Source organism: Streptomyces minutiscleroticus (genome assembly GCF_014650875.1).
In the GTDB taxonomy this organism is placed as follows: Bacteria; Actinomycetota; Actinomycetes; order Streptomycetales; family Streptomycetaceae; genus Streptomyces; species Streptomyces minutiscleroticus.
Window position 1 is genome coordinate 26,188 of record NZ_BMVU01000007.1, and the last position, 23,024, is coordinate 49,211.

Sequence of the window (23,024 nt, forward strand, 5' to 3'; positions counted from 1 at the left end):
CAGGGACTGGCGCGCCGCTCCGGGACCCGGCGCCCGGCCCGCCGCCTCCGGCGCCTGAAGCGGTGCTCAGCGCTTCAGTGTCACGATCACCGCGCGCTCGGCGGGGCCACCCGGCTGGTCGGCCCTGACGTACCCCACGCCGATGACCTCGTCGGTGCCGGGGACCGGCTCGATCGCGCGCAGCCGCAGCGACTGCCGCGAGGAGGGCCGGACGCCGTGCCCGTCCGGCAGCCGGGGGCGCCCGATGCGCGTGCAGGTGCCGTCCGCGGCGAGGTAGCGGCCACCGTCCAGGAAGAGGCCCCGCGTGCCGTCGCGGGCCACCGGGACGCGGGCGGCGCAGTCGCCCGCCCAGTCCGGCTCCCGGTTCCAGCGCGTACCGTCCCAGCGCAGCCGGACGGCCTCCTCGGCGAGCCCGCCGCCGGGTCCGCCGGGGGCGCGGGTGCCGTACGCCCGGATGTCGTTCCGGGCGAGGGCCATGACCGCGTGGAGCGAGGCCCTCGGCGCGGCGGGCACCGGTTCGGGGAAGCGGTGCTCCGGCGTCGGCACCTCCCGCCACTTCCGCCCGTCCCAGTGCGCGGCGGCGGGCCGGCTCGCCCCGGCGGCCCCGCCGTCGCCGGTGGCGCGGCTGCCCACGGCCCACAGGTCGTCCGGTGCGACACCGCCGAGCGCGGAGGCGCGGACGGGCAGCCGCGCGGTGCTCCAGCGGGCGCCGTCCCAGTGGTGGACGCGGGACCGCGCGTCCAGGACGTGGATGTCGTCGGCGGCGAAGCCCCGTACGTCCACGACCCGGCCGGCCGGGGGGCCGGGCAGCGCGGTCCAGCGGGTGCCGTCCCGGCGGACCGACCGCGGCCCGTCCCCGCCCGGCAGGGACGCCGTCAGCAGGAACCCGTCGGTGCCGAGCGGGTCGAAGCGGGCCTCGTGGACGCTGCCGCCCAGGGCCCCGGGCATGGCCTGCCGCCGCCAGTGCCTGCCGTCGCCGCGCAGCAGGTAGCCGTCCTCGGGCGAGGGGCCGGAGGCGCCGGGGGCGCTGCCCGCCGCCCAGTAGTCGCCGGGGGCGGCGGCGATCACGTCCGTGAGCCGGCCGTCGCCCTCGTAGACCTCGTCGTAGGCCCAGGCCGGCCCGGAGTCCGGGGGCGCGGTCTCGGAGTCGGGGCGCCCGTCCGTCCCGCCGCAGCCGGCGGCGCCCAGCGCGGCGAGCACGGCCAGCGCGGCCAGGGCCCGCCGCGGGATGCGTGCGGTGCGCCGCGTGGCGTCCTGTGTCCCCATGGTCCCCCCTGCTGCTCGTCGCCCGGCGGGCGGGCGGCCAGGGGTCCGTGCCGGGACGGCCGTCCCGGCGCCCGCGGGTCAGCGGGCCGGCAGCGGACCCCGTTCCACGGAGCCGGCCTGCGGGGGCACGACCGCGCTCCCGAAGGGGAACTCGCGCAGCTTGCGCCACACGCCGTCGGCCCCCTGCTCGTAGAGCGCGAAGCCGGTGCACGGCCACTCGGCCTCGTAGCCGGCCAGCTCCTCGTACGCCCGGTCCATCGCCTCCTCGGCGATGCCGTGCGCCACCGTGACGTGCGGGTGGTACGGGAAGTGCAGCTCGCGGGCGACCGGCCCGGAGGCGTCCCTGACCTGCTTCTGCAGCCAGGTGCACGCCTCGGCGCCCTCGACGACCTGCACGTACACCACGGGCGACAGCGGGCGGAACGTGCCCGTCCCGGACAGTCTCATCGGGAACGGGCGCCCGGCCGCGGCCACCTCGGCGAGGTGCGCCTCGATCGCGGGCAGCGCCGCGGCGTCCACCTCCGTCGGCGGCAGCAGCGTGACGTGGGTGGGAATGGCGTGCGCCGCGGCGTCGCCGAAGCCCGCGCGCCGCTCCTGGAGCAGGCTGCCGTGTGGCTCCGGGACCGCGATCGACACACCGATCGTTACGGTCCCCACGTCGTCTCCTGTCGTCGTGTCGTGTTCCTGGTGTGCGGAACCCGCGGCCGGTCCGGTGTCCGCGCCGTGCCACGGTGCCGCGGGTTCGCTGTCCCGTCTACGACTGTACGGCCGCCGGGCCCGGAACCCGGCGTCAGTGCTTCGCGGGCAGGAAGCCCACCTTGTCGTACGTCTGTGCAAGCGTCTCCGCGGCGACGGCCCGGGCCTTCTCCGCACCCTTGGCGAGCAGGGAGTCGAGCGTCTCCGGGTCGTCCAGGTACTGCTGGGTGCGCTCCTTGAACGGGGTGACGAAGTCGACCATCACCTCGGCGAGGTCCGTCTTCAGCGCACCGTAGCCCTTGCCGGCGTACTTCTGCTCCAGTTCCGGGATACCCGTCCCGGTCAGGGTGGAGTAGATCGTCAGCAGGTTGCTGACGCCCGGCTTCTGCTCCGTGTCGTACCGGATCACGGTGTCCGTGTCGGTGACGGCGCTCTTGACCTTCTTGGCGGTGGTCCTCGGCTCGTCGAGCAGGTTGATCAGGCCCTTCGGCGTGGACGCCGACTTGCTCATCTTGACCGCCGGGTCCTGCAGGTCATAGATCTTCGCCGTCTCGCGCAGGATGTACGCCTCCGGGACCGTGAAGGTCTGCCCGAAGCGGCCGTTGAAGCGCTCGGCGAGGTCGCGGGTCAGCTCGATGTGCTGGCGCTGGTCCTCGCCCACCGGGACCTGGTTGGCCTGGTACAGCAGGATGTCCGCGACCTGCAGGACCGGGTACGTGAACAGGCCCACCGAGGCGCGGTCGGCGCCCTGCTTGGCGGACTTGTCCTTGAACTGGGTCATGCGGGATGCCTCGCCGAAGCCGGTGAGGCAGTTCATCACCCAGGCGAGCTGCGCGTGCTCGGGCACGTGGCTCTGGACGAACAGCGTGCAGCGCTCGGGGTCGAGTCCCGCGGCCAGCAGCTGGGCGGCGGCGAGCCGGGTGTTGGCCCGCAGTTCGGCCGGGTCCTGCGGAACGGTGATCGCGTGCAGGTCGACGACCATGTAGAACGCGTCGTGGGTCTCCTGCAGGGCCACCCACTGGCGGACGGCACCGAGGTAGTTGCCGAGGTGGAACGAACCGGCGGTGGGCTGGATGCCGGAGAGCACGCGGGGTCGGTCTTGGGCCATGTTCACCATTCTCTCAGGTACGGGGGGCGGGTCCGGTACCGGCCGGAGACAGAAACGATCCGGTCCGTTCCCTGTACTGCAACAAGTGGTCCGCGCCGCCCGGTGGCCGCCGCCGGTGAGACGAGGAACACACGGCCTCGCGGCGGGAACGGCCGACCGCCCGGCGCGGACGCCGGGCGGTCGGGGTGCGTGCGGTCGCGGTGGGCACCGTACGGGCGCGCGGCGGTCCGGCGCGGGCCGGGCCGTCCGCGGCCGGGTCAGGTCAGGTCGATCTCCGGGTAGAGCGGGAAGCCGGTCAGCAGGTCGGCGGCGCGGTGGGAGACCTCGTCGGCGATCTTGGCGTCCAGGACGTGCTGGGCCTTGGAGGGGGCGCCCTTGGCGGTGGTGCCCGGCTCGGCGGCGGTGAGCACGCGGTCGATCAGGCCGGCGATCTCGTCCATCTCCGCCGTGCCGAGGCCGCGGGTGGTCAGGGCGGGCGTGCCGATGCGGATGCCGGAGGTGTACCAGGCGCCGTTGGGGTCGGCCGGGATCGCGTTGCGGTTGGTGACGATGCCCGAGTCCAGCAGGGCGGTCTCGGCCTGGCGGCCGGTGAGGCCGTAGGAGGAGGCGACGTCGATCAGGTTCAGGTGGTTGTCGGTGCCGCCGGTGACCAGCGTGGCGCCGCGCCGCAACAGGCCCTCGGCCAGCGCGCGCGAGTTGTCGACGACGGCCTGCGCGTAGTCGCGGAACTCCGGGCGGCGGGCCTCGGCGAGCGCGACCGCCTTGGCGGCCATGACGTGCGGCAGCGGGCCGCCGAGGACCATCGGGCAGCCGCGGTCGACCTGCTCGGCCAGGGACTCGTCGCACAGCACCATGCCGCCGCGCGGGCCGCGCAGCGACTTGTGGGTGGTGGTCGTGACGATCGGGGCGTGCGCGACCGGGTCGAAGTCGCCGGTGAGGACCTTGCCCGCGACCAGGCCCGCGAAGTGCGCCATGTCGACCATGAGGGTCGCCCCGACCTCGTCGGCGATCTCCCGCACGATCCGGAAGTTCACCAGGCGCGGGTAGGCGGAGTAGCCGGCGACGATGATCAGCGGCTTGAACTCGCGGGCGGCGGTGCGCAGCGCGTCGTAGTCCAGCAGGCCGGTGGCGGGGTCGGTGCCGTAGGAGCGCTGGTCGAACATCTTGCCGGAGATGTTCGGGCGGAAGCCGTGGGTGAGGTGGCCGCCGGCGTCCAGGGACATGCCGAGCATGCGCTGGTTGCCGAAGGCGCGGCGCAGCTCGGCCCAGTCGGCCTCGGAGAGGTCGTTGACGTTGCGCACGCCGGCCTTCTCCAGGGCGGGGGCCTCGACGCGCTGGGCGAGGACGGCCCAGAAGGCGACGAGGTTGGCGTCGATGCCGGAGTGCGGCTGGGCGTAGGCGTGCTCGGCGCCGAAGAGCTCGCGGGCGTGCTCGGCGGCGAGGGACTCCACGGTGTCCACGTTGCGGCAGCCGGCGTAGAAGCGGCGGCCGACGGTGCCCTCGGCGTACTTGTCGCTGAACCAGTTGCCCATGGCCAGGAGGGTGGCCGGGGAGGCGTAGTTCTCGGAGGCGATCAGCTTGAGCATCTCGCGCTGGTCGGTGACCTCCTGCGCGATGGCGTCGGCGACGCGGGGCTCGACGCCCCGGATCACCTCGAGGGCGCTGCGGAAGGCGGTGGACTCGGTGGAGAGAGGGGCGGCGGAATCTGCCATGTCGGCCTCCGGACGTGGTGATCAGCGTTCGCGGTTCGGCCCAGGCGCACGGCACTCGCTCACCGCGCTCCCGCCCGGGGCCGCTGCGGACCTCGCCGGGCTGTCCTCCCCGGCAGGCCCCGGCCGCTCCCGGGGTGACACGGTGCGGGCCGCTCCCCGATGGTCGGTCCCATCCCAGCGCGCCAGTCACGGCCCGCCCGCCAGCCTACCGGGGACGCCCGAGGGCCGGTTCCCGGCGTCCACCATGCGGGCGACGACGGGACCGGCCCTCATGGGGCGGGCCGCCGGGACCGGGGCCGGTCCCGGGGGCGGGCCGCTAGAGGATCACGTGCGGCAGGAAGCGGGCGTACTCGTCCGTGACCAGCCCGGCGGACTCGCGGATGCCGAGGCCCGCCGACTCGTCCCCGACGACCCAGGCGCCCAGCACCACGCGGTTGCCGTCGAAGGACGGCAGCGGCGCCAGCTCCTGGTAACAGCACGCCTCGTCCCGCACGGCGGGCTCGCCGCCCGCCTCGTGGACGGTGACGCCCGCGCCCTCGCGGCCGAGCAGGGGCTTGGCGACCCAGCCGGTGGCGGTCAGCTCACGGGGCCCGTCGAGGTACGCGGGGAGCAGGTTGGGGTGGCCCGGGTACAGCTCCCACAACACGGCCAGCAGCGCCTTGTTCGACAGCAGCATCTTCCAGGCGGGCTCGATCCACAGGGTGGAGCCGGTGCCGCCGCCGTTGTCGAGCGTCTCCAGGACGTGCGGCCCGAAGCGGTCGGCGGTCAGCCACTCCCACGGGTAGAGCTTGAAGCAGCTGCGGATGAAGCGCAGCCGCTTGTCGACGAACCGGCCGGAGAGCCGGTCCCAGCCGATCTCCTCCACCGCCAGCCACTCGGTCTCCAGCCCGGCCTGCTCCGCGGTCTCCTTCAGGTACGCGACCGTCATCAGGTCCTCGCCGAGCTCGTCGGCGGCGGAGTGCGCGAAGTGCAGCGGGCCCGGCGGGAGCAGCTTCGCCTGCCTGCGCCAGGCGTCGACGAGGCGCTCGTGCAGGGAGTTCCACTGGTCGGCGCCCGGGAAGCGCTCCTCCATCCAGAACCACTGCGGGCTGGCCGCCTCGACCAGCGAGGTGGGCGTGTCGGCGTTGTACTCCAGGAGCTTGGCCGGGCCCGTGCCGTCGTGGCGCAGGTCGAAGCGGCCGTACACGGACGGCAGCTCGGCGCGCCGGTGCCAGGCCTCGGCCACCAGCTCCGCCAGGCGCGGGTCGGTGATGCCGAGGTCGGCGAACCGGTCGTGCTCGACGATGTGCGCGGCCGCGGCCAGGCACATGCGGTGCAGCTCCTCGACGACCTCCTCCAGCGCCTCGACCTCGGGCAGCGAGAAGACGTAGTACGCGCTCTCGTCCCAGTAGGGGCGCAGGGAGCCGTCGGGGTGGCGGGTCAGCGGGTAGATCAGCCCCTGCTCCTCGACCGTCCGCTGCCAGCCGGGACGGGGTTCGATCGTGCGGCGTTCCATGGTCGCGCCGTGTCCCGCGGCTCAGCCGCCGGAGCTGCCGTCGCCGCCGCCGAAGCCGCCGCGGTCCACGCCGCCGCTGCTCCCGGAGCCGCCGGAGCCGGAACCGCCCCCGGAGCCCTTGCTGAAGGAGCCGCCCTCGACCCAGCCCTTGCGCTCCTTGCCGCCGTAGTACCAGGCGTCGTCGGAGGTGACCCGGACCTTCTTCCTCGCCTTCGACGTGCCGCCGCTCTTGCAGTTCTTGTCGGAGACGACCTTGTAGCCCTTGGCCGCGTCGTAGCTGTCGCGGTCCACGCAGCGCTTGTCGGGGTCCGACGAGCACGCGGTGAGCGCCGCCGCGAGCAGTCCCATGCCGCCGAGCACGACCGTGCCCGAGCGCAGTTGCCGTCGTGCGTCCGCCATGTCTTTTCCTCCCCGTTGACGGTGCGTGGCCGCGGCACGGGTGCCCCGTGGCCGCACGGCCGCCGCTCAGACTAGATCACCGGCGCTTGACATGTGCCCGCTCCTCCCGGGGATATTTCAGGGCAGGGCCCGGCACAGGGCGTCCAGGGTGCCCGTCCACGCGTGGTCGGGCGGGGTGCCGTAGCCGACGACGAGCGCGTCGCGCACCGGCGCCGCCGACCGCTCGTGGCGGAAGCGGGACAGGCCGTGGACGGCGAGGCCCTGCCAGGCGGCCGCGCGGACCACCGACGGCTCGGTGCCGGGCGGCAGTTCGAGCACCGCGTGCAGGCCCGCCGCGATACCGGTGGCGCGGACCGAGGGCGCGCGCTCCGCGAGTGCCGCCACGAGCTGGTCGCGCCGGCGGCGGTAGCGCAGCCGGGCGGCGCGCACCTGACGGTCGTACGCCCCCGAGTCCAGGAACTCCGCCAGCGTCAGCTGGTCGAGGACCCCGCCCGTGACGCCCTTGGCCTCCGCCACCTCCGCCACCAGCGCCTCCGGCAGGACCATCCAGCCCAGGCGCAGTCCGGGCGCGAGGGACTTGCTGGCCGTGCCCAGGTACACCACCCGCTCGGGGTCGAGTCCCTGGAGGGCGCCGACGGGCTGGCGGTCGTAGCGGAACTCGCCGTCGTAGTCGTCCTCCAGGACCAGGCCGCCGGTGCGCCGCGCCCAGTCGACGAGGGCGGCCCGGCGGTCGGGGTGCAGCGGGACGCCCATGGGGAACTGGTGCCCGGGCGTCACCAGCAGGGCCCGTACGCCGCTCAGCGCGTCGACGCGGGTGCCGAGCCCGTCGAAGGCCAGCGGGTCGGTGCGCAGGCCGGCCGCGGCCAGCAGGTTCCAGTGCACGTCGAGGCCGTAGGACTCCACGGACACCGCGCGCACGCCGCGCCGCCGCAGCACCGTCCCGAGCAGGGAGAGGCCGTGCGAGAAACCGGAGCAGACGACGATGCGCCCCGGGTCCGCGCGCACGCCGCGGGCGCGGGCCAGGTAGCCGGCGAGGGCGGTGCGCAGCTCGATGCGGCCGCGCGGGTCGCCGTAGCCGAGGGCGTCGTGGGGCGCGGCGGTCAGGGCGCGGCGGGCCGCCCTGAGCCACTCGGCGCGCGGGAAGGCCGCGAGGTCGGGGCTGCCGGGGGTCAGGTCGTAGGCCGGTCCGGCGGCCGGGCGCGGCCGCGGCGCGGGCCGTCCGGCGGGCGCCGCGGGGGCGCGCTCGGCGACCCGGGTGCCGGAGCCCTGCCGGGCGGTGAGCCAGCCCTCGGCGACGAGGTCGGCGTAGGCGTCGGCCACGGTGTTGCGCGCGATGCCGAGGTCGGCGGCGAGCGCGCGCGACGACGGCAGCCGGGTGCCGGGGGCGAGCCGGCCGCCGCGGACCGCCTCCCGCAGCGCGTCGGTGAGACCTCTGCGCAGACCGGGGCCGGTCGGTTCGACGTAGAGGTCGATGCCCAAAGTGGCCCACTCTTTTGCCATGGAAATGGACCATACCCGTGGGCCGCCGCGTCCGTAGGGTCGATGCCATGACGACGAACGAGAACACCTCGGCCACGACCGCGTACGCCCCCGAGCACACCCCGCGCCTGGAGATGGCGAAGCTGGCACCCGACGTCTACAAGGCCATGGTGAGGCTGGACGCGGCGGCCCGGCAGGGCCTGGACCCGGTCCTCCTGGAGCTGGTGAAGATCCGCGCCTCCCAGATCAACCACTGCGCGTTCTGCCTCGACATGCACACCAAGGACGCCCTCGCCGCGGGCGAGCGCGTCGAGCGGATCATCCAGCTCAGCGCGTGGGAGGAGTCGCGGCACTTCTACACGGAGAAGGAGATCGCCGCGATCGAGCTGACCGAGGCGGTCACGGTCCTCACGGACGGCTTCGTACCGGACGACGTGTACGAGCGGGCCGCGAAGCACTTCGAGGAGGCCGAGCTGGCCCAGCTGATCGCCGCGATCACGGTGATCAACGCCTGGAACCGGTTCTCCGTGGCCACCCGCGCGGTGCCGGGGCACTACACGCCCGGCCAGTACAAGTGACGGTCCGCGGCGCCGCGGCCTTCCGCGCGCTGCACCACGGGCGGGCGCCCGGCGATCCGCTGGTGCTGCCCGGCCCGTGGGACGCGGCGAGCGCGCGGGTCCTCGCCGACGCCGGGTTCCCGGCGCTCGCCACTCCGAGCGCCGGGGTCGCCGCGGCGCTCGGGTACGCGGACGGGCGCACCCCGCCGGACGAGATGTTCGCGGCGGTGGCCCGGATCGCGCGGGCCGTGGACGTGCCCGTCTCCGCCGACGTCGAGGGCGGCTACGGGCTGCCCCCGAAGGAGCTGGTCGAGCGGATCCTGGAGGCGGGCGCCGTCGGCTGCAACCTGGAGGACTCCGCTCCGGACGGCACGCTCACCGACCCGCGCCGGCACGCCGACCGGCTGGCCGAGGTGCGGGCGGCGGCCGGGGACGCGCTGTTCGTGAACGCCCGCGTGGACACGTACCTGCGTGGGGTCGCCGGCCCCGGGCCCGCCCTGGAGCGGGCCGCCCTGTACGTCGCGGCCGGCGCCGACTGCGTCTACCCGATCGGCGCGCCGCCGGAGCACCTGCCGCTGCTGCGTGCGGGGATCCAGGGACCGCTCAACGCCTTCGCCCCCGCCGACGGCGCCTCCGTGGCCGAACTGGGCGCCCTGGGCGCCACCCGGATCACCTTCGGCCCGGGCCTGCTGCGCCGGACGACGGCGGCGCTGGCGGACATCGCGGCGGAGTTCGCCCCCGCCGGCCGGGAGGGGCGCCCCGGGTGACCGGGAGGAGTCCCCCGGCGGCCGGACGGACCAGGACGCGCCGCGCCGGACGGCGGCGGCACCGGCGGGTCCGGCACGCGGGCCGGACCGGCGTGGTGCCCCGCGGGACCCTGGCCGCACCGTCCGTGCGGCGGGCCGGCCGGGGCGCCGGACCGGCCCTGCCGTGCCGTGCTCAGCCGGCGAACCACCGCACCGGCCCCGGTGCCAGGTTCTGGTAGACGTGCTTGGTCTCGCGGTACTCGGCGAGGCCCGCCGGGCCGAGTTCGCGGCCGACGCCGCTCCTGCCGAAGCCGCCCCACTCCGCCTGCGGCAGGTAGGGGTGGAAGTCGTTGATCCACACCGTGCCGTGGCGCAGCCGTCCGGCGACCCGCCGGGCGCGCCCCGCGTCGGCGGTCCAGACGGCTCCCGCGAGCCCGTACTCGGTGTCGTTGGCGAGCGCGACCGCCTCGTCCTCGGTGCGGAAGGTCTCCACGGTCAGCACGGGCCCGAAGACCTCCTCGCGGACGACGCGCATGCCGCGGTGGCAGTGGTCGAGCACGGTCGGCTCGTAGAAGTAGCCGGTGGCGGGCCGGACGCCGGAGGGCCCGGGCCGCCCGCCGCCGGAGCGCAGCACGGCGCCCTCCGCGAGCGCCGAGGCGACGTACTCCTCGGTCCTCTCCCGCTGCCGCGCGGAGACGAGCGGGCCGCACTCGACGCCCTTCTCCGTGCCGCGGCCGAGCCTGATGCGGCCCGCGCGGCGGGCGAGCTCGGCGACGAAGCGCTCGCGCACCGGCTCCTCGACGATGAGCCGGGACCCGGCGGAGCAGACCTGCCCGCTGTGCATGAAGGCGGCGTTGAGTGCCTGGTCGACGGCGGTGTCGAAGCCCTCCGCGGTGGCGCAGGCGTCGGCGAAGACGACGTTGGGGTTCTTGCCGCCGAGTTCGAGGGCGACCTTCTTCACGCCCGCCGCCGCGGCCCGCGCGACCTTCGTGCCGCTGGCCAGGCCGCCGGTGAAGGAGACGAGGTCGACGTCGGGGTGCTCGGCGAGCCGGGCGCCGACCGGGTCCCCGGGCCCGGTCACGATGTTGGCGACGCCGGCCGGCAGCCCCGCCTCCGCGAGCAGCGCGACGAGCGCCACCGTGGTCAGCGGGGTGATCTCGCTCGGCTTGAGCACGAAGGTGTTCCCGGCCGCGAGCGCCGGGGCGACCTTCCAGCTCGCCTGCAGGAGCGGGTAGTTCCAGGGCGTGATCAGCGAGCAGACGCCGACGGGCTCGTGCACGACCACGCTGTGCACGTCGGGCGAGCCCGCGTCGACGACCCGGCCCGCCCCCTCCCCCGCCACCAGGTCGGCGAAGTAGCGGAAGGCGTCGGCCACGCAGTCGACGTCCACGCGCCCCTCCTCGAGGGTCTTGCCCGTGTCCCGGCTCTCCAGGAGGGCGAGTTCCTCGCGGTCGCGGACGAGCAGGCCGGCGACGCGGCGCAGCAGCGCGGCGCGTTCGGCGACGGGCGTGCGCGGCCACGCCCCCGCGTCGAACGCCCGCCGTGCGGCCGCCACCGCGAGGTCCGCGTCGCGCTCGTCGCCCTCGGCGACGGTGGCGAAGGGCCCGGCGTCCGCCGGGTCGAGGATCTCGCGCGTGGCCCCGGAGACGGCGGCCCGCCACTCCCCGTCCACGTGGATGGTCTTCTGCGTCTGGTGTCCCGGCATGATCGGTCGTGTGCCTTCCCTTCTTCTCTCGGCACCGCCGCGCGGAACCGCAAGCCCCCGCGCGGAGGTGCCGGGCGCCTGCCCGGACGCCGTCGCCTCATGCGCACCGGCGCCGTCGCCTCATGCGCACCGGGCGGCGGGAAGCACGCCGCGTCATCGGCCGACGGGCCGGGCCGCGCCCGGGCGGACGCCCGGCCCGCCGCCCGTCCGGATCAGCCCGTCCGGTGGGCCTCCGCCTCCTTGGTCAGCCGGACCGCCTGGAGCAGCGAGAGGCCGGGAACCGCCTCGCGCAGCGCCTTCACCGCGGGAACCGAGTCGTACGGGCCCTCGACACCGGCGGCCGCGAGCCGGTCCCGCGTCCAGCGCGCCCGCAGCTCGGCGTCGGAGGCGCCGGCCGCCTCCGCGACGAGCGCGACGGCGCGCTCCAGGCCCGGCCGCTCCTCGGGGCCCGCCTCGGCGAGCGCCCTGCGGACGCTCGCGGCGATGACGTCCGCCTCGCGCAGGACCAGGACGTCGGATTCCGTTTCCGTCTGCTTGCCACGTCCGAACATGGACCCATGGTGGTCCGGCGCCGCCCCGCGTTCCAGGGAGTTGAGGGACTTCTGAGGAGCGCGCCTTCGCGGGTCAGCCGCCGCCCGGCGCCGGGCACTGGGTGTCCGGCGGGCAGAACCAGTCCAGCGCCGTGTCCACGAGCCTGCGTTCGTCCTCGCGGCCGCCCGCGTCCGGGCCGTAGCCGGCGATCGCGTAGACGCGGTGGTCCACGGACTCGAAGCGGTGGTCGACGACGTGCCACGGCCCCACGTCCGGCTCTCCCTTGAGGGAGTCGGCGAGGTATTCGAAGCGGACGGCCGCGAGGCCGTCCCGGCCGGCGTCCTCCCGGGCGAGCTCCTCGAAGCCCCGCGGCTTGGGGACGGCGTCGGACAGGTACAGCTCGACCGACTCGTCCGGGGTGGCCTCCTCCACCTGGTAGACCTGCAGCCTCCGGGTGCCGTCCGGGCTGCGGTAGTGGACGACGTCGAACCCGAAGGCCGCGTCGGTCGTCCCTCGGTCCCAGCCCTCCGGCACGGCGACGCGGAAGCCCTCGGGGTCCTGCACGGCCTCGTAGCCGGCGGGCGGGGCGGCCGGGGAGGAGGGCGACGGGCCCTCCGTGGTGCCGCCCGGATCCGGTTCGTCCGGGCCCGGCGCGTCCGTGGCGGTGTTCTCCAGCACCACGAACCATCCCCTCGTCCCCGGCTCGTCCTTCCAGCCCAGCGCCCACGTGCCGAAGGCGAGTCCGCAGACGGCGAGGACGGTGACGGCGCCGCGCAGCGCGTGGCGCTGGCGGGCCGCGTCGCGCCGGTGCAGCTCGGCGACGCGCCGCTCCTGCTCCGGTCCCACCCACTCCTGGCGGTCCGCGTCGAAGACCCTCACGATCCCTGCCCTCCCGGAGTGGATCCTCAGCCCATGACCTGGGCGATCGCCTGGATGACTGCGGTCACGGACGCGGCGGTCGCGGCGGCGGGACCGTAGGCCGCGAGCCGGCCCAGCAGCGGTCCGAGACGGCCGCGGTCGGCGGCCCCGCCGGAGGTGATCTCCCCCTCCACGCGCGCCAGTTCGTCGTCCAGCGCGGTGTCCTCGCCCGTGCGGTCCCGCTCGGCCAGCTCGCCGCGCAGCCTCCGTACGGCGTCGAGCAACTGCTGCTGCGCGGGGTCCGGGCCGTTGTGATGGGTGACGCTCGTCGCCCGGCCGTGCGAGCCCGTGGCGATCGCGCCGCCGCTCATGCTGCCGATGCTGATGCCGACCCGGTCCTCGCCGCCGCGCTCGTCCCCGTCGCCGTCCGTGCCGCTCATGACGTGCTCCTCTCCGTGTGCGTGGCCTGGCCGTGGGTGCCGGTGGCGACCGCGCCGCCGGACATCTCCTCGATGTAGACGCCGCTGTTGTGGATGGTGGTGATGTGCTGCTCCAGGCGGTCGGTGCGGTAGCCGTGGGCGTGCAGGGCGTCGCGCACGCCCTCGCCGATGCGGTCCTGGAGGGTCCGGATGTAGCGGGTGACGTCCATCTCCTGGAAGAGGGAGAGCTCCTGCGTGCTCGCCAGCTCGCGCAGCGAGACCGCCGGCGCGTCCGGTGCGGCCCGCTCGGGGCGGTCCTGCCACACCCGGAGCACCGAGCGCAGCGTGCCGAGGGCGGCGACGCCCAGCGACACCCCGGCCGAGGGCCCGTCGACGAGCGCGCGGACCGCCTCGCGCAGCGGTCCCGCCGGCTCCCCCTCCACGAGCGCGTCCACCTCCCGGAACGCGGGCACGACCGGCCCGAGCACGTGGGGGACGACCTCCAGGACGAGCATGCCGCCCTGGGTGTGCACCCGGACCAGCAGCGACACGACGACCTGCTCGTCCCAGGCGCCGACCCGCACCCGCAGGAAGTGGCGGCGGGCCTCGCCGCCCTCACCGGCCGCCTCGGCCAGGTGCCGCTCGACCTGTTCCCGTCCGTAGACGCCCGCGCCGCTCCCGTCCCCCGGGCCCAGCGGCTCGTCCCGGCCCACGCCGGCCGGGAGGTACACGAACTCCTCGACCTCCAGCGCGCGCAGCCGGTCCCGGACGCCGTCGCCTGCGGACGCCCGCAGGTCCCGCAGGCGCGGCTCGATCATGTCGATGATTTGGCGCGCGGTGAGGAGCGCCGCCCCCGGGGGCCGCTGCCCTGGCACGGCCGCGAGGCTCTTCTCCGGCTGGTTCCGCGGCTGCAGTTCGAGCACGACCGACCAGGGCTTGCGCGGTGTCCCGGCGCCGATGAAGGGGCGGTTGACGTCGTAGAGGGTGAGCGAGGCGTCCTGCTCGCGGCGGATGCGCTCGCGCAGCCGGGCGTACCGGGCGGGCAGCGCGGGCTGCTCCGCGGCGGCGAACGCCCGCCGGGCCAGGGTGGCGCGCAGCGTCCCCTGCCGTACGGAGCGGTGGCGCCAGACGACCGTCGCCAGCAGCAGCGGGAAGAGCACCGGGTACGGCGTGTCCGTGACCGCGTGGAGGGCGAACCACCAGTACCGCAGGGCGAGCACCCAGACGGCCGCCGTGAACAGTTGCCCGAAGTACCGCCGCACCCACGCCAGGGGCGCGGGCAGCGTCACGCGCCGCAGCACCGCGGTGTCCGTGCCCCGGCCGGAGACCGTCCGCGCGCTCCACAGCAGCAGCGCGACCAGGGCGTAGGACACCGCCCACCGGCCCGGCACCACGTCGCCGAACGGGAGGGCCGGCCCGGGTCCGTCCGGCCGGAGGGGGAGCAGGAGCACGTCCCCGAGGGAGAGTCCCGCGTCGCCGCCGTAGGCGTCCTCCAGCGCGTCCCGGGCCATGACCGCGTCGGCGGCGAGGAACCCGGCCCACACGGCGAGCAGCAGCAGCGCCGTGCGCACCTCCTCGCGCCGGGCGTGCAGCGCGTGCGCGAGGACGGGCAGGACGTCGGCGCCGAACTGCGGCGCCACCGGGCGCTCGGCGTGCCCGACGAGTTCGTCGATCACCCGCCGGCGGAAGACCGCGTCCAGATGGGTTCCCGCGCACAGCAGCCGGGTGGCCTCCGTGCGGCCGCCCCGCCGCGTCGACGGTTCGTCGTCCATGCTCTCCCGGCACCCCCGTTGCCGTCGGTCGGCTCGTCCGGCCGGACATGTGGCCGAATTCCCCTGCAGTGAAGGGAAGTTGACGTTAGCGGAGGGGCAGGTCGGATGCGAGGGGCGGGACGGAAAGACCCCCGGATCGGTGAATCCGGGGGCGGGGGAGACACGCGGGCCCGCACGGCGTGCCGCCGTGCGGGCCCGCGGACGGCCGGGACGGGGCCCCGGCCGCGCGGCTCAGATGAGGCCGAGCGAACGGACCGCCTCGCGCTCCTCCTCGAGCTCCTTGACGGAGGCGTCGATGCGGGTGCGGGAGAACTCGTTGATCTCCAGGCCCTGGACGATCTCGTACGCGCCGTCCTTGACGGTGACCGGGAAGGAGGAGATCAGGCCCTCCGGGACGCCGTAGGAGCCGTCGGACGGGATGCCCATGGAGACCCAGTCGCCCTCGGCGGTGCCGTTGACCCAGGTGTGGACGTGGTCGACGGCGGCGTTGGCGGCGGAGGCGGCCGACGAGGCGCCACGGGCCTCGATGATCGCGGCACCGCGCTTGGCGACGGTCGGGATGAACTCCTCGGCCAGCCACTTCTCGTCGTTGACGACCTCGGCGGCGTTCTTGCCGGCGACCGTGGCGTGGAAGATGTCGGGGTACTGGGTGGCGGAGTGGTTGCCCCAGATCGTCAGCTTCTTGATCTCGGAGACCGGGACGCCGGTCTTCTTCGCCAGCTGGGTCAGCGCGCGGTTGTGGTCCAGGCGCGTCATCGCGGTGAAGCGCTCGGCCGGTACGTCCGGCGCGGCGGCCTGGGCGATGAGGGCGTTGGTGTTGGCCGGGTTGCCGACGACGAGGACGCGGACGTCGTCCGCGGCGTGGTCGTTGATGGCCTTGCCCTGCGGCTTGAAGATGCCGCCGTTGGCCTCCAGGAGGTCGCCGCGCTCCATGCCCTTGGTGCGGGGGCGGGCGCCGACCAGCAGGGCCACGTTCGTACCGTCGAAGGCGACGTTCGGGTCGTCGGTGATCTCGATGCCCTGCAGCAGCGGGAAGGCGCAGTCGTCGAGCTCCATCGCTGTGCCCTCGGCGGCCTTGAGCGCCGGGGTGATCTCCAGGAGGCGCAGCTTGACCGGCACGTCCGCGCCGAGCAGCTGGCCCGAGGCGATGCGGAAGAGCAGCGCGTAGCCGATCTGGCCGGCCGCGCCGGTGACGGTGACATTCACGGGAGTGCGGGTCATGGCGTTCTCCGTATGACAGCAGGCGGTGGGGCGTCCCTGCCCCCGGGGTGCGGGATCTTCTGCGGCCGCCGCGACGATCGATCCGGTACGGATGATCGATCTCTTGGCGTCAAGAGATCCGCGGTCAGGCTATCGCGCATCCGCCGTACCGCACGGTCCCGGGTCGGTGTGGTCCACCCCACAGAGTGCACGCCCGGCGGACACCGGGGCGGCCGCCGGTCCGGGACAGGGTGGACCGGCGGCCGCCGGGGCGGGTACCGGGCCCGGGAGGAGCACGTCCTCCCGGGCGGCGCCGGATTCCCGTGGGGTACGGGTGCGCCTGCCCCCGAGCGGCCGGATCATGCCTCCCGCGACACGGTCAGCACGCCGTCCCGCGCCCGCCCCGTGCGGTGCCCGCCTAGGGCCCGGTCCGTGCGGCGGTCCGGCGGTCCCCCGCGCCCGCTCCGTGCCGTCCGGCGGCCCCTCGGGCCTACTTCGTGCAGCCCTGGCGGCCGTTCTGCAGGAACGCGCAGGCGTTCGCGTCGCCCGCGTCCTTCACCGCGACCATCGGGGTGTAGGCGTCGGTGGCGTTCTCGACCTTGCCGCGCTGCGCCTCGGCGCCGTCCGCCGTCACCCGGACCTCGTCGCCCAAGGCGGCCTGCGTGATGCGCGCCCAGGCGGCCTCGCAGGTCTCGCTGTAGCGGACCTCGACGACGGCCGTGCCGACGGTGACGCTGCCGGCGGTGGTGGCCAGGTCGCCGCCGCAGCCCATCTTCTCGGGGTCCTGGCCCGTGCAGTCCGCGCCGCTGCACTCGACCCCGGCGGGCAGCTTCCTGCTCGCGGTCGGGGACGGGCTCGGATCGGCCTCGCTCTTCGTGCCGCCGCCCGCGGTCAGGTAGACGGCGAGCGCGACGACGACGAGCGCGCCCACGACACCCGCGACGAACATGCTCACGCGCCGCTTGCCCCCGTCGCCCTGCGGCGGCTCCGGCCGTGCGGCGGGCCGCGCGTCCCGGGGCGGCGTCCCGCCCGGCGGCCGGCCCTGGTGCGTGACGTAGGGCGGCGGGGCGACGGCCGGACCGCCCGGCGGCTGGACGGGGACGCCCCAGCTGCCCACGCCCGCGCGCGCCGCGGCGGGCCCGTGCTCCCCGGGCACGCCGGTGCGACCGGCCCGCTCCTCGCCCGGCTGCGGTCCCTGCGGCGGCACCGCCGGCGCCGTCCCCGCGGCGCCGGGAGCGGCCGCGCCGCCGCCCTTGCGTCCGCCGCGCACCTCCCCGGCCCGCGTCGGCCCGGTCTCTCCCAGCGCGGCCCGCGCCTGGGAGATCCGGATGGCCTCCATGGTCATGTCGTGGCGCATCTCCGAGCGGCTCCACGCGCGCTCGGCCAGCTCCCACATCGTCGTCAGGTGGACGGGGTTGGTGCCGGTCACCTCGGCCAGCGCGACGATCGCCCCCTTGGGCGCCAGCAGCCGTCCGTTGAGATAACGCTCCCAGGACGTCTTGCTGTAGCCGGTGCGGTCGGCGACCGCGGCGATGCTCAGCCCGCTGCGGTCGACGAGCCGCCGCAGCTGGCCGGCGAACTCCTTGAGCTGCGGATCGAGTTCGTCGGGCAAGGCCTTCCAACGAGGCACTGCTTCCCCCCTCCTCTTCCCCCGGTACGTGCCGGCTTCTCCCCCGCCCGCGCCGCCCTCCGGCCGGCTCCCGTCCGGCCGTCCAGAGGGATGCGTCCGACCGGGGTCCCGGTTCCCGGGGCGGGGTCGCGAAAGCGTTCGGGGCGCGGGCCTGCACGGTCGCACGCCCGCTGGTTCGCGGTCCAGTCTCCACCGGCGCCCACCGCGTCCGACCTGCGCCCCCGGCCCGCGCACCGGACGTACCGGACCGTCCGGATTGCCCACGTCGGCCCCGGTGCCGACGGTGATCCACGCACATCGCGGAACTTGTCGACACATCGATACAGAAGGGCCGCACGTCCGGTCCCGCCGGTCCCGTACGCCTTCACCGGCCCCTTCCGTACACCCTCACCGCCCCTTCCGTACACCCTCGCCGGCCTCTTCCGTGCGCGGCGACGGGAACCGCCGGAGCCCGCGCCCGCCGGGGAGCGCCCCCGCTGGGGGACGCCGGGGAGGCGGGAAGCGGACGGCAGGCGAGTCGACGGGGGTGTTCCGGAACGGTCACTTCCGTGCCACGGCGGGCGGACAGCCCTCGAAACCACCCGGCGCGTCCGCGACCCTTGATCCGAGGCGGCGCCCGTCCTCACTCGGGGGAGTGGGCGGGCGCCGTCGCTCCGTTCCGGGCGCCGTCAGGTCCGGATCGTGAAGTGGAGCGTGTCGTCCAGGAACGGGATCTCCAGCAGCGGCTTGGGCTGCGCCATCAGCGCGAGCAGCACGATGGCGAGGCCCAGCACGCCGTACGTGATCATGTCCGTGAAGCGCGAGCGGACCGCGAGCATGCCCACGTCGGGCAGCGCCCAGCGCAGCACGGCGCCCGCCAGCAGGGAGAGCCCGATCAGCACCGTGCCGACGCGGAACACGTCCAGCGCGGTGAGCAGCAGGCCGAGGCCGACGCCCGACAGCACGGTCAGCACGGGCCACTGCCGGGCGGGCGCCGGGGCGTCGCCGGGGGCCGCGCGGCCACCGCCCTCGGGCCGCGCGGTGTCCCGGGTGAAGAGCGGGAACCGGCGCGTGACGCGGCGCGGTCTGCCCTGCGCGTCGGGCGCGCTGATCGCGTCCTCGGCGACCGGCTCGACGAACTCCTCGGGGTCCCGGCCGGACTCCCGCCCGGCCTCCTGCCGCGGCGTGCTCTCAGCCGACACTGCGTTCCGCCGCCTCGACCACGTTGACCAGCAGCTGGGCCCGGGTCATGGGGCCGACGCCGCCGGGGTTGGGCGAGAGGAAGCCGGCCACCTCGGCGACGTCCGGGTGCACGTCGCCGACGATCTTCCCCTCGGCGTTGCGCGAGACGCCGACGTCGAGGACGGCGGCGCCCGGCTTGACGTCCTCGGCGCGGATCAGGTGCGGGGAGCCGGCGGCGGCGACGATGATGTCGGCCCGCCTCAGGTGCGCGGACAGGTCGCGGGTGCCGGTGTGGCACTGCGTCACCGTGGCGTTCTCGGAGCGGCGCGTGAGCAGCAGCGGCATCGGGCGGCCGATGGTCACGCCGCGGCCGACGACCACGACCTCGGCGCCCTTGGTCTCCACGCCGTAGCGGCGCAGGAGGGTGAGGACGCCGTTGGGGGTGCAGGGCAGCGGGGCCGGCTCGTTGAGCACGAGGCGGCCGAGGTTCATCGGGTGCAGGCCGTCCGCGTCCTTGTCCGGGTCCATCAGCTCCAGGATGCGGTTCTCGTCGATGCCCTTGGGCAGCGGCAGCTGGACGATGTAACCGGTGCAGGCGGGGTCCTCGTTGAGCTCGCGGACGACCGCCTCGATCTCCTCCTGCGTGGCGGTCGCGGGCAGTTCGCGCTGGATGGAGGCGATGCCGACCTGGGCGCAGTCGCGGTGCTTGCCCGCGACGTACTTCTGGCTGCCGGGGTCGTCGCCGACCAGGATCGTGCCGAGGCCGGGCGTGACGCCCTTCTCCTTCAGCGCCGCCACGCGGACGGTCAGATCGGACTTGATCGCGGCTGCGGTGGCCTTGCCATCGAGAATCTGGGCGGTCATGTCCCCCATCCTCGCGGATGACCCCTCCTGTGTTCCAATTCGGCCGCCCCCGAACCGTTCCCCGGGCCGTCCCCGGGCCGTCCCCGGGCCGTCTCCAGGCCGGGACAATGCTTCACTTGCGCAACATAAGGGCTATACGACTGGACAACGCCTCAACCTTGCCAGCACGATGAGCGGCGCAAAGTCGCGGCAGCGCAGGGGGGCGAACCGCTCGATTTGTGAAGTTCCTCCGCTGGAACCGCATCGTCCCCGATACACCAACGGAGAGATTTCGCCATGAGCTTCGGCGAGCCGAACAACCCGTACAACGCGGGTCCCCCGCAGAACCAGCCCGGGCAGCCGGGCTACGGCTACCCGTCCCAGGCCCCGCAGGGCGTCCCGCCGCAGGGCTACCCGCAGCAGCCCGGCTACGGCTACCCGCAGGCGCCGCAGGGCGTGCCGCCGCAGGGCTACGGCTACCCGCAGCAGCCCGGCTACCCCCAGCAGCCGGGTTACCCGGGCGGCCCCGGTCCCCGGGTCGCCAGCATGGGCCGCCGTTTCGGCGCCCGGATGATCGACGGCGTCATCATCGGCATCGTCTACGCCATCCTCGTCGTCGCCGGCGTCGCCGGGTCCGCCGACTCGATCAGCGACTGCGACCCGAGCTCGGCCGCCTACCAGAGCTGCGTCAACGACGCCAGCGGCGACTTCGCGGCGTCGTTCGGCGCCGTGCTCGGTGTCCTCTGGGTGCTCACCCTGCTCTACGAGTGGCTGCTGATCGCGCTGGTGGGCGCGACCCTGGGCAAGCTCGCCGTCGGCCTGCGCGTCGTGAAGGCCGACACGGGCCAGAAGCCCGGCCTGGGCTCCTCCTTCATCCGCTGGATCATCCCGATCGTCGGCAGCTTCGCCTGCGGCATCGGCCAGCTGCTCGTCTACCTGTCCCCGTTCTGGGACAAGTCGGGCCGCCAGCAGGGCTGGCACGACAAGGCCGCCGGCACGATGGTCGTCCAGAACTGAGCCGACGCGGGCCCCGCCCCCGCACCGCACATGCCACAGGGCCGTGTCCCCTCGTACGGGGGGACACGGCCCTGGTGCGTGCGGCCGCGGGCGGACCGGCGGGCGCGGTGGCCGGCCGGCCGCCCGGCGGGATCAGTGGAAGAAGTGGCGCGTACCGGTGAAGTACATGGTCACGCCGGCCTTCTTCGCGGCCTCGACGACCAGCTCGTCACGGACCGAACCGCCCGGCTGGACCACGGCCCTGACGCCCGCCTCGGCGAGGATCTCGAAGCCGTCGGGGAACGGGAAGAACGCGTCCGAGGCCGCGTACGAGCCGCGGGCCCGCTCCTCGCCGGCCCGCGCGACCGCGAGCTTCGCGGAGTCGACGCGGTTGACCTGGCCCATGCCGACGCCGACCGAGGCGCCGTCCTTGGCGAGCAGGATCGCGTTGGACTTCACCGCGCGGCAGGCGCGCCAGGCGAAGGCCAGCTCGTCCAGCTCCTGCGCGGAGAGCGCGTCGCCGCTCGCGAGGGTCCAGTTCGCCGGGTCGTCGCCGTCGGCCTGGAGCCGGTCGGCCACCTGGAGCAGCCGGCCGCCGTCGATCTGCTTGACCTCGACCTGCGCGGACGGGCCCTCGGGGGCGCGCAGCACGCGGATGTTCTTCTTCTTGGTGAGGGCCTCGAGGGCGCCGTCCTCGTAGTCGGGCGCGACGATGACCTCGGTGAAGATCTCGGCGACCTGCTCGGCCATCTCCTTGCTGACCGGCCGGTTGACGGCGATGACGCCGCCGAACGCGGACAGCGGGTCGCACGCGTGCGCCTTGCGGTGCGCCTCGGCGACGTCCGCGCCGACCGCGATGCCGCAGGGGTTGGCGTGCTTGATGATCGCGACGCAGGGCTCGGCGTGGTCGTACGCGGCACGGCGCGCGGCGTCCGTGTCCGTGTAGTTGTTGTACGACATCTCCTTGCCGTGCAGCTGCTCGGCGTCGGCGAGGCCGCCCGTGCCGTCGACGTAGAGGGCGGCGCCCTGGTGCGGGTTCTCGCCGTAGCGCAGGGTGCTGCGGCGCTCGAAGGTCGCACCGAAGAAGTCGGGGAAGGCCGAGTCGTCCACGGGCGCGTACTCGCTCGCGAACCAGGAGGCCACGGCCACGTCGTACGCGGCGGTGTGCCGGAATGCCTCGGCGGCCAGCCGCTTGCGGGCGCTCAGGTCGAAGCCCCCGTCGCGGACGGCGGCGAGCACGTCGCCGTAGCGCTCGGGGCTGGTGACCACGGCGACCGACGGGTGGTTCTTGGCGGCGGCGCGGACCATCGAGGGGCCGCCGATGTCGATCTGCTCGACGCACTCGTCCGGCGACGCGCCCGAGGCGACGGTCTCGCGGAACGGGTAGAGGTTGACGATCACCAGCTGGAACGGCTCCACGCCCAGCTCGGCCAGTTGCCGCTGGTGCGACTCCAGGCGCAGGTCGGCGAGGATGCCGGCGTGCACGCGCGGGTGCAGCGTCTTGACCCGGCCGTCCAGGCACTCGGGGAAGCCCGTGAGCTCCTCGACCCTGGTGACCGGCACGCCGGCCTCGGCGATCCGGGCGGCGGTGGAGCCGGTGGAGACCAGCTCGACGCCGGCCTCGTGCAGCCCGCGCGCGAGCCCCTCCAGGCCGGTCTTGTCGTACACGCTGACGAGCGCCCGGCGGATCGGCCGCTTCGTCTCCTGCGCCTGCGTTGCCTGCGTACCTTCGGCGGTCACGGGATAACTACCTTTCGTCCCTCGATGCGATGGCCGTGACGGGCGAGCCGTCCCACGACGTCGACCAGCAGCCTTCGCTCGACTTCCTTGATGCGCTCGTGCAGAGCGGCTTCGTCGTCCTCGTCCCGGACCTCGACCACGCCCTGGGCGATGATCGGGCCGGTGTCGACGCCGTCGTCGACGAAGTGGACGGTGCACCCGGTGACCTTCGCGCCGTACGCGAGGGCGTCGCGGACGCCGTGCGCCCCGGGAAAGCTGGGCAGCAGGGCGGGATGGGTGTTGACGAACCGGCCGCCGAAGCGCGCCAGGAACTCCTTGCCCACGATCTTCATGAACCCGGCCGACACCACGAGGTCCGGCTCGTACGCGGCGGTGGCCTCGGCCAGGGCCGCGTCCCACTCCTCGCGGGTGGCGTAGTCCCTGACCCTCCGCACGAAGGTCGGCAGCCCGGCGCGTTCGGCGCGTTCCAGCCCGACGATGCCGTCACGGTCGGCGCCGACCGCGACGATCTCGGCCCCGTAGACGGCCGTGCCCTGCGTCGCGATCGCGTCGAGGAGTGCCTGCAGATTCGTACCTGATCCGGAGACCAGCACGACGAGGCGCTTGGCCACAGCGGGGCCCTTTCTCGGGAGAGCGTTTGTACGGTCGTACGAATGCTTCGCGCCCCGGTATACGGGGAAGTCTACGAAGCGCCCGACCGTCAGCAACGAT

Annotated in this window: 21 protein-coding genes; 3 read left to right on the top strand and 18 right to left on the bottom strand. The window is 74.8% G+C overall.

The features are described 5' to 3' along the window. Positions 1-66: 66 nt before the first annotated feature. The 7 genes from IE271_RS11005 to pdxR all read right to left on the bottom strand — a co-directional run bounded on the left by IE271_RS11005 (position 67) and on the right by pdxR (position 8,176). Positions 67-1,266 (bottom strand): hypothetical protein, encoded by a 1,200-nt coding sequence (locus IE271_RS11005; protein WP_190190058.1) that lies wholly within the window; start codon positions 1,264-1,266, stop codon positions 67-69. A gap of 78 nt (positions 1,267-1,344) precedes the next feature. Beyond that, entirely contained in the window at positions 1,345-1,923 is a 579-nt protein-coding gene (locus IE271_RS11010; protein WP_190190059.1) for a 2'-5' RNA ligase family protein, read from the bottom strand. Between the two features lie 133 nt (positions 1,924-2,056). Next, entirely contained in the window at positions 2,057-3,070 is a 1,014-nt protein-coding gene (trpS, locus tag IE271_RS11015) for a tryptophan--tRNA ligase (protein WP_190190060.1), read from the bottom strand. A gap of 257 nt (positions 3,071-3,327) precedes the next feature. Further along, positions 3,328-4,782 (bottom strand): glycine hydroxymethyltransferase, encoded by a 1,455-nt coding sequence (locus IE271_RS11020; protein ID WP_190190061.1) that lies wholly within the window; start codon positions 4,780-4,782, stop codon positions 3,328-3,330. Between the two features lie 316 nt (positions 4,783-5,098). Further along, positions 5,099-6,277: a glutathionylspermidine synthase family protein gene (locus IE271_RS11025; protein WP_190190062.1), complete on the bottom strand. Its 1,179-nt coding sequence runs from the start codon at positions 6,275-6,277 to the stop codon at positions 5,099-5,101. 21 nt (positions 6,278-6,298) lie between these two features. Next, positions 6,299-6,676 (bottom strand): hypothetical protein, encoded by a 378-nt coding sequence (locus tag IE271_RS11030; protein ID WP_190190063.1) that lies wholly within the window; start codon positions 6,674-6,676, stop codon positions 6,299-6,301. 117 nt (positions 6,677-6,793) lie between these two features. After that, complete coding sequence (gene pdxR, locus IE271_RS11035; protein WP_190190064.1) at positions 6,794-8,176, bottom strand: MocR-like pyridoxine biosynthesis transcription factor PdxR; 1,383 nt, start codon at positions 8,174-8,176, stop codon at positions 6,794-6,796. Between the two features lie 47 nt (positions 8,177-8,223). Here pdxR and IE271_RS11040 point away from each other — a divergent pair, with 47 nt between their 5' ends. Beyond that, positions 8,224-8,733 (top strand): carboxymuconolactone decarboxylase family protein, encoded by a 510-nt coding sequence (locus IE271_RS11040; RefSeq protein ID WP_190190065.1) that lies wholly within the window; start codon positions 8,224-8,226, stop codon positions 8,731-8,733. Then, positions 8,730-9,479, top strand: coding sequence for an isocitrate lyase/PEP mutase family protein (locus IE271_RS11045; protein ID WP_190190066.1), 750 nt, complete (start codon positions 8,730-8,732; stop codon positions 9,477-9,479). Before IE271_RS11040 ends, IE271_RS11045 begins: the two co-directional genes overlap by 4 nt. Positions 9,480-9,651: 172 nt before the next feature. Here the strand turns inward: IE271_RS11045 and IE271_RS11050 are convergent, their stop codons facing one another. From IE271_RS11050 to IE271_RS11090, 9 genes are all read right to left on the bottom strand, one after another. Further along, positions 9,652-11,163: an aldehyde dehydrogenase family protein gene (locus tag IE271_RS11050; RefSeq protein WP_190190067.1), complete on the bottom strand. Its 1,512-nt coding sequence runs from the start codon at positions 11,161-11,163 to the stop codon at positions 9,652-9,654. Between the two features lie 212 nt (positions 11,164-11,375). Further along, positions 11,376-11,714, bottom strand: a complete 339-nt coding sequence (locus tag IE271_RS11055; protein ID WP_190190068.1) for a hypothetical protein — start codon at positions 11,712-11,714, stop codon at positions 11,376-11,378. Positions 11,715-11,787: 73 nt separating this feature from the next. Beyond that, positions 11,788-12,573: a serine/threonine kinase C-terminal domain-containing protein gene (locus tag IE271_RS11060; RefSeq protein ID WP_190190069.1), complete on the bottom strand. Its 786-nt coding sequence runs from the start codon at positions 12,571-12,573 to the stop codon at positions 11,788-11,790. Positions 12,574-12,599: 26 nt separating this feature from the next. Continuing rightward, positions 12,600-12,992: a hypothetical protein gene (locus IE271_RS11065; RefSeq protein ID WP_190190070.1), complete on the bottom strand. Its 393-nt coding sequence runs from the start codon at positions 12,990-12,992 to the stop codon at positions 12,600-12,602. Beyond that, positions 12,989-14,743 carry an AbeC-like domain-containing protein gene (locus tag IE271_RS11070; RefSeq protein WP_190190071.1) on the bottom strand — a complete coding sequence of 585 codons (1,755 nt, stop codon included), beginning with the start codon at positions 14,741-14,743 and terminating at the stop codon, positions 12,989-12,991. Before IE271_RS11070 ends, IE271_RS11065 begins: the two co-directional genes overlap by 4 nt. Positions 14,744-14,974: 231 nt before the next feature. Then, positions 14,975-15,964, bottom strand: coding sequence for a malate dehydrogenase (locus IE271_RS11075; RefSeq protein WP_190190072.1), 990 nt, complete (start codon positions 15,962-15,964; stop codon positions 14,975-14,977). Positions 15,965-16,433: 469 nt separating this feature from the next. Further along, positions 16,434-17,573: an XRE family transcriptional regulator gene (locus IE271_RS11080; protein WP_229919253.1), complete on the bottom strand. Its 1,140-nt coding sequence runs from the start codon at positions 17,571-17,573 to the stop codon at positions 16,434-16,436. A 668-nt stretch (positions 17,574-18,241) separates the two neighbouring features. Next, positions 18,242-18,664: a DUF3017 domain-containing protein gene (locus tag IE271_RS11085; RefSeq protein ID WP_229919266.1), complete on the bottom strand. Its 423-nt coding sequence runs from the start codon at positions 18,662-18,664 to the stop codon at positions 18,242-18,244. Positions 18,665-18,743: 79 nt separating this feature from the next. Further along, positions 18,744-19,598, bottom strand: a complete 855-nt coding sequence (locus tag IE271_RS11090) for a bifunctional methylenetetrahydrofolate dehydrogenase/methenyltetrahydrofolate cyclohydrolase (RefSeq protein WP_190190075.1) — start codon at positions 19,596-19,598, stop codon at positions 18,744-18,746. Between the two features lie 276 nt (positions 19,599-19,874). Here IE271_RS11090 and IE271_RS11095 point away from each other — a divergent pair, with 276 nt between their 5' ends. Then, complete coding sequence (locus tag IE271_RS11095; protein ID WP_190190076.1) at positions 19,875-20,594, top strand: RDD family protein; 720 nt, start codon at positions 19,875-19,877, stop codon at positions 20,592-20,594. Between the two features lie 132 nt (positions 20,595-20,726). On the opposite strand, the gene purH is transcribed toward IE271_RS11095, so the two are convergent. Then, a complete protein-coding gene (gene purH / locus IE271_RS11100) occupies positions 20,727-22,313 on the bottom strand; it encodes a bifunctional phosphoribosylaminoimidazolecarboxamide formyltransferase/IMP cyclohydrolase (protein ID WP_190190077.1) in 1,587 nt (528 codons plus the stop codon). Further along, positions 22,310-22,924: a phosphoribosylglycinamide formyltransferase gene (gene purN, locus IE271_RS11105; RefSeq protein WP_190190078.1), complete on the bottom strand. Its 615-nt coding sequence runs from the start codon at positions 22,922-22,924 to the stop codon at positions 22,310-22,312. Before purN ends, purH begins: the two co-directional genes overlap by 4 nt. Positions 22,925-23,024: the final 100 nt, after the last annotated feature.

Excerpts from the sequence above, each read along its gene's own strand:
- IE271_RS11050 (WP_190190067.1), bottom strand. The coding sequence starts at position 11,163 with ATGCCGGGACACCAGACGCAGAAGACCATCCACGTGGACGGGGAGTGG.
- IE271_RS11030 (WP_190190063.1), bottom strand. The coding sequence starts at position 6,676 with ATGGCGGACGCACGACGGCAACTGCGCTCGGGCACGGTCGTGCTCGGC.
- trpS (WP_190190060.1), bottom strand. The coding sequence starts at position 3,070 with ATGGCCCAAGACCGACCCCGCGTGCTCTCCGGCATCCAGCCCACCGCC.
- IE271_RS11040 (WP_190190065.1), top strand. The coding sequence starts at position 8,224 with ATGACGACGAACGAGAACACCTCGGCCACGACCGCGTACGCCCCCGAG.
- IE271_RS11075 (WP_190190072.1), bottom strand. The coding sequence starts at position 15,964 with ATGACCCGCACTCCCGTGAATGTCACCGTCACCGGCGCGGCCGGCCAG.
- IE271_RS11020 (WP_190190061.1), bottom strand. The coding sequence starts at position 4,782 with ATGGCAGATTCCGCCGCCCCTCTCTCCACCGAGTCCACCGCCTTCCGC.
- IE271_RS11025 (WP_190190062.1), bottom strand. The coding sequence starts at position 6,277 with ATGGAACGCCGCACGATCGAACCCCGTCCCGGCTGGCAGCGGACGGTC.
- IE271_RS11055 (WP_190190068.1), bottom strand. The coding sequence starts at position 11,714 with ATGTTCGGACGTGGCAAGCAGACGGAAACGGAATCCGACGTCCTGGTC.
- pdxR (WP_190190064.1), bottom strand. The coding sequence starts at position 8,176 with ATGGCAAAAGAGTGGGCCACTTTGGGCATCGACCTCTACGTCGAACCG.
- IE271_RS11095 (WP_190190076.1), top strand. The coding sequence starts at position 19,875 with ATGAGCTTCGGCGAGCCGAACAACCCGTACAACGCGGGTCCCCCGCAG.
- IE271_RS11005 (WP_190190058.1), bottom strand. The coding sequence starts at position 1,266 with ATGGGGACACAGGACGCCACGCGGCGCACCGCACGCATCCCGCGGCGG.
- IE271_RS11065 (WP_190190070.1), bottom strand. The coding sequence starts at position 12,992 with ATGAGCGGCACGGACGGCGACGGGGACGAGCGCGGCGGCGAGGACCGG.
- IE271_RS11090 (WP_190190075.1), bottom strand. The coding sequence starts at position 19,598 with ATGACCGCCCAGATTCTCGATGGCAAGGCCACCGCAGCCGCGATCAAG.
- IE271_RS11070 (WP_190190071.1), bottom strand. The coding sequence starts at position 14,743 with ATGGACGACGAACCGTCGACGCGGCGGGGCGGCCGCACGGAGGCCACC.